Consider the following 11,779-nt stretch of genomic DNA (forward strand, 5'->3'; position numbering starts at 1 on the left):
TCCACGCCTCTTATTTCTATTTTTTCCATGTACGCGGTGCAAAAAGGATCAAAATCGGAAAAATTTCCAACCGCCCCGCAAGCATCGTGAAAGACAACAAAACCTTTGAGTAATCATGCAATTTGCTGTAGCTGTATGCCGGTCCGACTGCTCCCAAAGCAGGACCGATATTATTGAACGTTGCCGCTACTGCACTGAAAGCCGACAAAAAGTCCGGCGCATCCAGACTGATGAGCATGAACACTGCTGCAAAGACTACCGAGTAGATGATCAGATAATTAGCTACACCGTGCTTCGTATTTGTCCCCAAAGGCTTTTGATCATATTGAACAACCACGATCCGATTCGGCTGCGCGACACGTTTGATTTCCGCAACCAGAATCTTAACATAGACAACGACACGCGAAATCTTCAATCCTCCAGCCGTAGAACCCGCACATGCCCCAAAAAACATCAGCAACAAAATCACCATCTGGGAAAATAACGGCCAGGAACCAAAGTCTGCTGTCGTAAATCCGGTTGTCGTAATGACAGAAGATACCGTGAAAAAAACATCCCTGATCAATTTCGAAATTGAATCATAGTCCCCTATCAGATTGATACAAATCAGCCCCACAGCACCCAGCACAATCAAGAAATACCACTTCAACTCTTCACTCTTGAATACTTGCTTGATATTTCCTATCAGCAATAAATAAATCATATTGAAGTTTATCCCGAAGGCAAGCATACCTATACCGATTACCCACTCAACGTAGGCATTCTCATAAGGCGTGATACTGCCATTTTTGATGCCGAAACCTCCCGTACCAGCTACACCAAAAGCATGAAGCAGAGAATCAAACAGATCCATCCCGCCAATCCAGAGCAGGATAGTGACGATGGCTGTCATGGAAAGGTAAATCAGATACAAAATCCGAGCCGAAGAAGACAATTTCGACACAAGTTTGCCGAAAGTAGGACCGGGTGTTTCGGCTTTCATGATATTAACGGATTGGGAATCGATTTGCGGCAAGACCGCCAAGGCAAAAACCAAAATCCCCATGCCTCCGACCAAGTGGGTAAAACTTCGCCAGAATAAGCTGGAATGGGATAAGGATTCCACATCATCCAAAATACTCGCACCTGTTGTTGTGAATCCGCTGCTCGTCTCGAAAAATGCATCCACAAAAGAAGGGATATCCGAATTAATGACAAAAGGCAGACTGCCGAAAAAGGAAAACAAAATCCAGGAAATCGCGACGATGACGAAGCCTTCCCGGGCAGTCATCCGTTTATTCTCAGGCTTTTTCAAGCTTAATAGTTGCCCGAGCACCGCCAAAAAAATCATCACGGACAAAAAACTGAAAAGATAGTTCCAAGATTCCCGATAAAGCAAGCTCACCGCAAGAGGGAAAATCATCAATGCGGCTTCAATCTGCAACAGACGTGCCACAACATAACGAACGATCGATACATTCATTCCGCATTCCCCTTCCTAATAAACGATGTCGTCGATATCATCATAATTTTTTTCTTTCGTGACAACGATAACGTGATCATTCGGCTTAATGACATCTTGTCCGGAGGGGATGATCAGTTTTTTATTGCGGATAATATATGCGATCAGCAGATTGGGTTTTGTATTCAATCTTACTAACGGGATATGGATGATCCGGCTCGTTTCTTTCACTTTGAACTGGATCGCTTCCGCTTCATTGTCCGCCAGACGATACAAAGCTTCGACATCGGACACCGAGGAATTTCCCAGACTACGAACAAAGCGTAAAATCGTATTGGCAATCACACGTTTTGGCGTAATGATCGTTTCCATTCCTAGTGAATCAAATATTTTCAGCAATAATTCCCGATTCACTTTGGTGATCACTTTTTCCACATTTTGTTGGATAGCATATAATGAAGCGATAATATTTTCTTCATCTACCCCAATCAAAGAAATGAAGGCGTTGTACGTTTCGATACCTTCTTGTTGAAGAACATCTTGGTCCGTCCCGTCACCCAGTATTACTTCAACATTTGGATAGGCTGCGCTCAGCTCCTCAGCGGTTTGCCGGCTCTGTTCGATGACTTTGATATCCATCCGGTATTCTTTCAGGAAATCAAGCAAGTAATAGGTCAGCCTTCCTCCACCGATCACGAGAGCGGAGTTTATTTTTGTTTTTTGGGGACAGACCGTTCTATAAAATTTACGGATTGTTGCCCTGTTTCCTATGATATAGGCATGGTCCCCAACAAGTAGCCTGTCCTGACCAGAGGGAATCAGTGTTTCATTCTTCCGGCGGATAGCACACACCAGTACGTCACCGAATTTTTTCCTGAAATCGGCTAGCGATAAGTCTGCAAGGGAAACAGTCGACCCAATTTCGATTTCGATCAACTCAACGCGGTTATCCGCAAAAGATTGGATGCTCAGTACTGTTGGGAACTTGATGATACGCGCAATGCTCCGCGCCGACTCCAATTCGGGATTGATCATCAGATTGATGCCCAAGCTTTCACGGACATAGTCAAAATGCCCAGAATATTCCGGGTTGCGTACGCGTGCAATCGTATATTTTGCCCCGAGTTTTTTCGCCAGGATGCTGGCCATGATATTCACTTCATCTTGTGCTGTCACTGCAATAAAAATGTCGCAGTCAGCGACACCTGCTTCCTGTTGGATATCATAGCTGGCACCATTTCCGACTATGCCTGAGATATCATACGTGCTGATCAGCTTATCCAAACGCATTTCCATTTTTTCGATCAAAATAATATCATTTTCTTGTGTAGCCAATTCTGAACAGAGCACGGAACCAACCTTCCCGCCACCGGCAATCACGATTTTCATTCAAAACGTCCTTTCGTTTCTGACTTCTCTTCCATTATGACATAACGAGTGTATCTTCGCACATTTCGTGTGGATACACAAGATACTAATAGATGAATCTGGATAAGTATCCAACATTTTGGCATTTAGTTCATAAGAAAAATCGGATAGATTTAGCTGAAGTGCACAAATTTCCTGTGGTTGCTTGGACGTTATGAATGAATGGAATAATGCGTGATTTGTATATGCTCCGATTGAGGGGCACATGCAGATCACGCATTATTATTTCTTACAGTTTCCAGCAAGCCCTCACACTGGTTAGCCACGCGCTCCATATCCAGAAGCTTGAATGTCCGGATGATGTCCGTCAGCTTTTGGGCATCTTCCTGCTGCTGCATGATACCAATCAATTCCTTGAAGAACAGCAACATGACATGTTCGTACATCCTGTTGTCCGATACGGAAACGGTCTTTTCTAAATCATCATAGTAGAACAAGCTCTTCTCCAGATTATTTTTCTCCAGCTGCAACACCAGTATATTTGAAATGAGGGAGAACAGTTCGTTTTTATACCGTTTCATCTGATTGAACTCTGTCATCTTCTCCTTGGCTCTAGCGTACACAGCATCCACTGCGTCCTCCGGAAAGAAATCCAAGGCATTGGTGAACAAGACCAATTCATAATAATGCCATGTCTCGCAATCGAAAAGGTAGTCTTTTATGACCGCCAACTCTTTATGCGGGAATGGCAGCTCGCTGAGGTTACACCTCAGCAGATGGATAATGCTCGCATGGTGCAAATATTTGATTTGGGAAGTTTCATCAAAATGATTTCGGGACTCTTCCTCTAAAGCCGCCAACCTTGGTATATCCTTTGCGTAGTAGGCTTCAGAATAAGCGCTGATCATCATAGCATCCGTATTCGCTTTGTTTCCATCATACAGGAAATGGAATTCCTCCAAAGACAGATTTAAATTCTCAAGGATCTGAAGAAATTTCTCGGCAGTCGTATCGCTGTGACCTTTTTCAAATCGCGATATGGCAGGCCTGCTCAGTATACCTTTGTAAACTTCTTTCGATTTCAGATTCTTGTTCTTCCGAATGTCACCTAGTACTTCTCCGATTTGCATCAACACCCCACCTTTTTGTTCCGTATTATTAACATTTTTGCTATTAACAGTATAACTAGTTTACACTAAATATGTACACAGAAAAATTAAGAAGACATTTCATGGAATAATTATCCAGCTGGAGGTAATTCATCTTGAACTTTTCGAAATACTCTGATTTTATTGTTCACATTTTTTTGACTCTGTTGCTAGTGTACGATTTCTTTCCTGATTCGTTCCTGTCTAATTTAATTCCTCTGCAGCTGAATATATGGATTTTCTCAGGTTTATTCATTATCTCTATATTCTCCAAACGTTCACATCATTCCGACGATAAAGTCACTACCAAAGGACAGATACTATCCTTACTGTATTTTATCTCAGTAATCCTCACGCTGACGTATTTAGGTGGTGAATCTGCCTCGGGTTTGGAAATGGACGACATTAGATTTTGGTTAATAGTAGCAATTTCTATCGGGGAAATTTTTTCTAAAACACGTAAAAAAATTTCAGAATAAAGGTGGCTCGTAATGATAGATTTCATGAATTTAAAAATTACCTTCGGGAAAAAAATAATTGTGGAAAAAATGAATACTCAATTCTCTGAAAATAAAATAATCGGTCTCGTTGCACCCAATGGAACGGGGAAAACAACGTTACTACGAACGCTGGCAGGAATAAAAAAACCTGCCGATGGCTACGTAAAAATCAATGGACTGGATTTTTACAGCGAACGCGAAGAATATCTCAAACAAATTTTCTTTTTGGAAAACAGTGACCAGTTATATGCAAATCTGACCGCTCAAGATCATTTTAACTTTACAAAATACGCTTGGCATTCTTCTGTAGATCCCAATGCTATCATTCGTATGTTAAAAATGGATAGCTATAAAAATATCCCGATACGGAAGCTTTCACTGGGTATGAAACAGCATGTTCTCATAGGCATGTATGCGATTAGTGATGCACCGATTCTTTTGCTGGATGAACCAATGAACGGACTTGACCCGACTAGTCTAAGAATAGTAAACAATTTGCTGCGCTCCCTAAAAGAAAACGGCAAAACCATTATTTTTTCCTCACATGATCTGACAAATGTTCATACAATTTGTGATGAAGTCATGTTCCTGCATGCGCAAAAGGTTATTATAGTTGGGAACACCCTGGACATACAACAAAGCTATGATGAACTGTATCTTTCGGAGGACGTGATTCTGCCATGAAAACAATACTTTTCGAATGCAAAAAAATCTTTTCTGAGAAAACAAATTATTTCGGTTTCATCTTATTGACCTTCATTTTCACCATCCCGCTTTTTTTGTTTACCACAGCTCAAGAAAACCGATATGAGAATGAGTTGCAATACTTGCGAGCTAATTTGGAATACGGTAAACAAGCACAAAAACAAATGGAATCAGAGCCTGCTGCAGCGCATATCTTACCTCATACCATTGAGCGCAATGAACTGTTGAGCGCTTATATTGACGCTCTCATTTCAGGGACCGATGAAGAAAGGATCAAGACTGAATATGCATACGAAAAAAAGTTGCTCCAAAGCATGGAGTCGGGAATCCTAAACGGACTCTCTATCATTGAACAGCAGAAGGCAGTCCTGGTTCTTGAAAATTTAGTGAAAAACGATATAACCAAAGTAGATGACAGCTTTCAGGCTTCTGCTCCCGCATTAAATTACGTCGCACGTATTTTTAGCGGCACTGTTTCCAGTTCTTTGATTTTCTCAATTTGCGCGCTTTTGTTCGCAAATATCTATTCTTTTGAGAAAAGAAAAAATCACATCAATTTCTTTAATGTTCTCCCCAACAGATTAGAGAGTAGTCTGCTCTCCAAAGTTTCAACAGCTACTGTATTTGTCACATTATCGTTGGTAATCCCACTGATCATCGCCTTTTCAATCAGTGCTTTTCAGAACGGGATAGGAGATTTCCGCTATCCCATTGCTTATTCCCAAAATGGCGTCGATGTCTCTTTAATGACAGTAACCGCGTTCACCAGCAAATCCTTGCTGTTATTCTTATTGTTTATCCTTTTCCTGTCGTCCCTTAGCTTCTTTATCTCCCTATTCACAGGGAGCGTGCTCATTAATGCAGGGATTCTCTTATCATCCATTCTGCTTGTCGAATCTCCTTTTCTGCAGAGTGATTCTTTAAAAAATGTTGTTCATCTGCTCCCGTTCCCGTATGCAGATCCCTATAAGGTACTGATCTTCAGCGATTACAATAGTCCGATAATCAATTCTTCAGTGAACTTTCAGAACGGTGTAAACTGCCTCCTGATGTACGCAGCGGTATTCTTCAGCTTATCGTTTGGTATTGTGATCAGGCGCAAAAAATTTTGATCGAAAGAGAGCGGAAAAGTCATTTTTAGACTTTCCCGCTCTTTTTTCGCGAGTATCCAACTATTCATCGTAGGTATCATTAATTCTGTACTGTTTTTTTATCCCTGAGGCCATTTTTCTGCTATTATATTCCTATGACAACTTAATGGAGGAGAATCAATCATGTTGGAATTTAAACAGAATATACGGGGGAACGTTGCCCTAGGCGTAAACCCGATTGGTTGCAAACAGGAAGTATTGAACCAAATCGAGTACGTGAAAAACAAAGGGACTTATGCAGCACCGAAAAAAGTTTTGATCATCGGGGCTTCATCAAGCTATGGCTTGGCGACCCGGATCAGCCTGGCTTTCGGTGCGGGCGCGGATACGATCGGCGTTTCTTATGAAAAAGGGCCGAAGAGCGAAAGATCGCTTGGTACAGCCGGTTGGTACAACAACATCGCTTTCCGCGAAGCGGCTGAAAAAGAAGGCCTGATCGCCAAAAACTTTGTGCAGGACGCCTTCAGCCATGAAAGCAAGCAAGACGTCATCGCATACATCAAGAACGAATTCGGGGGCAAAGTCGACTTGGTCGTTTATAGCCTGGCGAGCGGCAGACGGACGGATCCCGATACCGGCGAAACCTACACTTCCGCAATCAAATCGCTTGGGGAGCCCGTGGTCGGCCCGAACATCAACATGCAAAACGAGGCTTTTTACATCGAAACGCTGGAACCCGCAAACGAGCAGGAAATCGCCGGCACGCTCAAAGTTATGGGTGGCGAAGATTGGCAGCTATGGATGGAAGCACTGAAAGAAGCCGATGTGCTGGCTGACGGCGTGCTGACGACCAACTATTCCTATTTGGGAACAGAACTGAACCGTCCGTACTACGGTGGCGGTACCCTTGGACTTGCCAAAGCGGACTGCGATGAAAAAGCCGAGACCATCAACGCATTGTTGGCTGACATCAACGGCAAAGCCCAAATCGTTGTGGCTACTGCCGTTACCACTAAAGCCAGCTCGGTGATCCCGTTCTTCCCTGTGTATTGCATCGCGCTTTACAAAGTGATGACGGAAAAAGGCACCCACGAAACACCGATCATGCACATCGACCGCATTTATCGCGATATGGTTTATGGCGAAAAAGCCGAGTATGACGAAGCCGGACGTTTGAGACCGGATAGCTGGGAATTGGACAGCGACACCCAAGCCAAAACGAAGGCACTGATCCAACAATTGAACGAAGAAAACTTCAAATCCGACCTGACGGCTTACGACGTCCTTTACAAGGAGTTCTCCAATCTGAGCGGCTTTATGGTCGATGGCTATGCCGCGCAAGACGTTACAATCGAAGAATTGAAGGCATTGGAATTTTAAGCTGTTTTGGTGATACCAATCCGCTGTTATCCGCAACGGTAAATGAAAAGTCTTGGCTCTGTGAGTCAAGGCTTTTCTGCTTCCACGGCTGACGACATAAGCGTTTCTTTTCCATCCGGTTGCCATTTCCATCTAAATATTGGTCGACAATCAAAATAGTGTTATAATGATAGACAATGATACACCAAATTTGAATAAGCCTTTGTTGACCAGACACAGCTGTTGCCTCTGCAAAAGAAAGAAGGAAACCGAATATGTTCAAAATAAAAAATTTCGAAGATAATAATGATGTTAAGATTGTCGAAGAACTGGGCGCTTTTAAGGTAGTGGAATACCTTAAAGATTTGAGTGTCGATCATCTGACGGCTCAAGCTGCGTATTACGCTTCTGAAATGAACGTCCGAAGAAGACAGTTGGTTTGCGACGTCAGTCGCTCCGACATTACCGTTCAGTCAGGGGCTATGCAATGGATGGTGGGGAATGTCAGTGCTACAACTGGGCTTAAAGGCGTGGGCGATTTTTTAGGAAAAGCTCTTCGAGGGAAAGTTACGAATGAATCCGCAATTAAGCCTGAGTACACCGGAACAGGCAAGCTGGTACTGGAACCTACTTACAAACATATTTTACTTATTGATGTCGATGACTGGAATGGCTCAATCGTGATCGAAGACGGTCTATTCTTAGCCTGCGATTCAGAATTAAACCACAAAGCCGTTATAAAGTCCAACCTTTCTTCTGCGGCGATGGGTGGAGAAGGCCTCTTTAACCTGGGTCTGTCTGGCGGGGGAATTGTCGCACTTGAATCCTATGTACCGAGAGAAGAACTGATAGAAATAGAGTTGGAAAATGATGAATTGAAGATTGATGGAAATATGGCGATTGCTTGGTCCGGCAGCCTGGAATTTACAGTATCAAGATCGGGCCAGACACTCCTGGGTTCAGCCGCATCCGGCGAAGGTTTGGTAAACGTCTATCGCGGAACAGGCAAAGTTCTGATGGCGCCCGTTCTCCGATAAAAGAAAGTCGTTTTACCGAATCCAACAATGTTTACGTTCATTAGAAAAAGTATGGAGCTGCCTCATTTGAGTCAGCTCCATACTTTTTTCTTATCTGCCGGGATTGATCCCTAGCGAAATGCGGCCATAGCGGGTGATGCGATCCAACACCCAGGCAGGGCTCCACACAATCTTAATGTTTAGTTCATTGATGAAATCCAGCGGCTCAAGTTGTTCATGGACGCCCTTCAAAATATGCTCCGAGCAAGAACAGCCGGCACCCGTGAATGTTAGGCGGATGTTGCAAACTCCGTAATCATCCAAATCGATACCATAAATCAATCCGAGATTGACGATATCAAGACCGATTTCGGTATCCATAACATTCATCAGTTTTTCTTCCAGTTCTTCCTTATACTGGCCCGCCAGCCCTGTATACATGATGCCCTTTTCCACTATGCGGCACACTCCTTTATTTTTCCTCAAATGGGTTGCGGTTGAAGAAGTCGGTTACGGCACCTTTCGATGCAGATGATACGATGTGTGCGTATTTACCCAAGACACCGCGCGATTTCAAAGGTGGCAACACCAGTTTTTCCCGTCGTTTAGCCAATTCTTCATCGGATACTTTCATTGTCAACTCACGCGTATCCTGATCGATGATGACCGTATCATCCGTTTCCAATAACGCGATCGGTCCGCCGTCTTGTGCCTCTGGTGCGATATGTCCCACCACGAAACCGTGGGAACCGCCGGAAAAACGACCATCGGTAATCAGACATACTTTGATGCCTTTTCCGGAAATGATACTTGATAAGGACAACATTTCCGGCATTCCCGGTCCACCCTTCGGCCCGACAAAGCGGACAACCACGACATCCCCGTCCACGATTTCCCCGTTCAGGGTCGCTTCGATGGCTGCTTCTTCGGTGTTGAAGACCTTCGCAGGTCCTTCATGGCGTCGTTGCTTCAGTCCGGAAACTTTTACAACAGCGCCATCCGGGGCAAGATTGCCTTTCAGGACAATAAGCGGGCCATCTTTGCGTTTCGGATTCTCAAGCGACATGATCACGTCCTGGCCTTCTGCCAATGGTGCCACATTTTCCAAATTTTCCGCCAGTGTCTTTCCGGTTACGGTCAAACAATCGCCGTGCAACAAGCCGTTGTCAAGTAGGTATTTTTGAACGGCAGGCACTCCGCCGACATTGTATAGATCTTGGAAGACATATTTTCCCGAAGGTTTCAGATCGGCCAAATGCGGTACCCGTTTTTGAATTTCATTGAAGTCTTCGATCGCAAAGTCCACCTCAGCGGCATGGGCGATCGCCAACAGATGTAAGATGGCATTCGTCGATCCGCCTAATGCCATCGTGATCACTACGGCATTTTCCAGAGCTTTACGCGTGATGATGTCGCGCGGACGGATATTTTTTTCAATCAAGCCAATGATGGCTTCGCCTGCTTCGAAAACATCCTTCAATTTATCACCGGTTGCCGCAGGATTTGACGATGATCCCGGCAAACTCAGCCCCATCGTTTCAATCGCCGATGCCATAGTGTTGGCTGTATACATCCCGCCGCAAGCCCCTGGTCCAGGACAGGCGTTGCATTCGATCGCCCGTACTTCTTCTTCCGTCATTTCGCCGTTGTTCCACTTTCCGATGGCTTCAAAAACGGATACGAGGTCGATATCGTTGCCATCATCATCTTTGCCCGGCGCAATCGTGCCCCCATAAACAAAAATGGATGGGATGTTCGCATTGGCCATCGCGATGACAGAGCCCGGCATATTCTTGTCGCAGCCGCCGATGCTGATGAAGGCGTCCAGATTTTGGCCGCCTACCGCAATTTCGATCGAATCCGCAATCAGATCGCGCGAAGGCAACGAATAATTCATCCCCGGCGTACCCATGGCGATGCCATCGGAAACGGTCACTGTCGTAAACTGGACTGGCCATCCGTGTTGCTTCTTGATGCCGTTTTTTGCGATTGCAGCCAGATCATTCAAGTGGATATTGCAAGGCGTGTTCTCAGCCCAAGTGCTGATCACCCCGACCATTGGCTTTTTGAAGTCTTCGTCATGCATGCCTGTCGCGCGCAGCATCGCACGGTTCGGCGATTTCACAACCCCATCATAGACGAAGCTGTTGATGCGTAAATCTTTTTTGTTCTTTCCGTTATCCATTCCCAAACCCCTCCCGTATTTTCATGCACAAACGATGCATCCGATTAATCTAATCGAATTTTAACATTTTTATCTACAAAAGACTATTGGGGAATCTCCATAATTTAGGATACCACGGAAAATTGTCCAAATTTCCGTGGTAAAAGTTGCATCCTCAGTTAATGATTTCCCCTTTATTATTGGCTAATTTTTCTTGCCACCGACGAAGGTCCTCAGGCGTCTGTCGCAACCACTCCGTTGCTTCGCCGACAATCTTTAAAGGCGCTTGCGAACGGTAGGAACGGGTCAGATTTCCTGGAAATTTCTTGTCTGTAACATTCGGGTCATTTTCGAAATCCCCAGTTGGTTCTACAATATAAACCCGTTCCGATCCATCGCCTTTCGCCAATGCTGCCGCAAGTCCAGCCCCACTAATCACAGCCGTGAAATAAATGTGGTTCATTTTAAGTCCGGATTTGTAATTCGATTCTCCTTTTGCTGTCAGCAGCTCGCCGACCTGCAAGTCTGCTCTTGTCCCATGAAAAAAAGGACCTGGATCAGAAGGCGTACTCTTATACGAATGCGATAATTCAAGATGCTTTTTTGCCTTGTCCGGATCGGATAACGCCTCATAGCATTTCGCGATGTTCAAATACAACGATGGGAACGCACTCTTAACCGCAATATCATTCACTTCTAGCGCAAACTGCAAAGAGGTTTCGAACCATTTTAATTTGTCTGATACATTTTTTTGATGCCGGGCCACATAATAAGCCGCGATAAATTTTTCAAAATCGTCTGTCGCTTCACTCCAAGCCTCAGAAAACAGCAGACTTGCCTCTTCAGGTTTGCCGCTGTCTTCCATACCCATCCCCTGAAGAAGTAGTTCGTACTGTCAAAGTTTAGCTCTGCCAGACGTTCAATTTTGTATTTTTTCGTTGATTTAACGGGGTTAACGACAAAAACAACTTGCCACCCCCCAATTTT

At 44.4% G+C, this 11,779-nt stretch carries 10 protein-coding genes; 4 read left to right on the plus strand and 6 right to left on the minus strand.

Going from position 1 to position 11,779, the window contains the following annotated elements:
* Nucleotides 1-16 precede the first annotated feature (16 nt).
* From ACTCCX_RS03590 to ACTCCX_RS03600, 3 genes are all read right to left on the minus strand, one after another.
* Entirely contained in the window at nt 17-1,462 is a 1,446-nt protein-coding gene (locus tag ACTCCX_RS03590; RefSeq protein WP_463274769.1) for a TrkH family potassium uptake protein, read from the minus strand.
* 15 nt (nt 1,463-1,477) lie between these two features.
* Nucleotides 1,478-2,830, minus strand: coding sequence for a Trk system potassium transporter TrkA (gene trkA, locus ACTCCX_RS03595; RefSeq protein WP_276648878.1), 1,353 nt, complete (start codon nt 2,828-2,830; stop codon nt 1,478-1,480).
* Between the two features lie 251 nt (nt 2,831-3,081).
* Nucleotides 3,082-3,939, minus strand: a complete 858-nt coding sequence (locus ACTCCX_RS03600) for a helix-turn-helix domain-containing protein (protein WP_463274770.1) — start codon at nt 3,937-3,939, stop codon at nt 3,082-3,084.
* Between the two features lie 509 nt (nt 3,940-4,448).
* Between ACTCCX_RS03600 and ACTCCX_RS03605 the strand changes: the two genes are divergently transcribed.
* From ACTCCX_RS03605 to ACTCCX_RS03620, 4 genes are all read left to right on the plus strand, one after another.
* Complete coding sequence (locus tag ACTCCX_RS03605; protein ID WP_463274771.1) at nt 4,449-5,141, plus strand: ABC transporter ATP-binding protein; 693 nt, start codon at nt 4,449-4,451, stop codon at nt 5,139-5,141.
* On the plus strand, nt 5,138-6,274 hold the full coding sequence (locus tag ACTCCX_RS03610) for a hypothetical protein (RefSeq protein ID WP_463274772.1): 1,137 nt from the start codon (nt 5,138-5,140) through the stop codon (nt 6,272-6,274). Before ACTCCX_RS03605 ends, ACTCCX_RS03610 begins: the two co-directional genes overlap by 4 nt.
* Before the next feature lie 162 nt (nt 6,275-6,436).
* Nucleotides 6,437-7,633, plus strand: coding sequence for an enoyl-ACP reductase FabV (gene fabV, locus ACTCCX_RS03615; protein ID WP_463274773.1), 1,197 nt, complete (start codon nt 6,437-6,439; stop codon nt 7,631-7,633).
* A gap of 254 nt (nt 7,634-7,887) precedes the next feature.
* Nucleotides 7,888-8,649 (plus strand): AIM24 family protein, encoded by a 762-nt coding sequence (locus tag ACTCCX_RS03620; protein WP_463274774.1) that lies wholly within the window; start codon nt 7,888-7,890, stop codon nt 8,647-8,649.
* Between the two features lie 90 nt (nt 8,650-8,739).
* On the opposite strand, the gene ACTCCX_RS03625 is transcribed toward ACTCCX_RS03620, so the two are convergent.
* From ACTCCX_RS03625 to arr, 3 genes are all read right to left on the minus strand, one after another.
* Entirely contained in the window at nt 8,740-9,084 is a 345-nt protein-coding gene (locus ACTCCX_RS03625; RefSeq protein WP_463274775.1) for a metal-sulfur cluster assembly factor, read from the minus strand.
* 16 nt (nt 9,085-9,100) lie between these two features.
* Nucleotides 9,101-10,813 carry a dihydroxy-acid dehydratase gene (gene ilvD, locus ACTCCX_RS03630; RefSeq protein ID WP_463274776.1) on the minus strand — a complete coding sequence of 571 codons (1,713 nt, stop codon included), beginning with the start codon at nt 10,811-10,813 and terminating at the stop codon, nt 9,101-9,103.
* A gap of 154 nt (nt 10,814-10,967) precedes the next feature.
* Nucleotides 10,968-11,444 carry an NAD(+)--rifampin ADP-ribosyltransferase gene (gene arr, locus ACTCCX_RS03635; RefSeq protein ID WP_463274782.1) on the minus strand — a complete coding sequence of 159 codons (477 nt, stop codon included), beginning with the start codon at nt 11,442-11,444 and terminating at the stop codon, nt 10,968-10,970.
* Nucleotides 11,445-11,779: the final 335 nt, after the last annotated feature.

It is taken from the genome of Trichococcus sp., assembly GCF_055118575.1.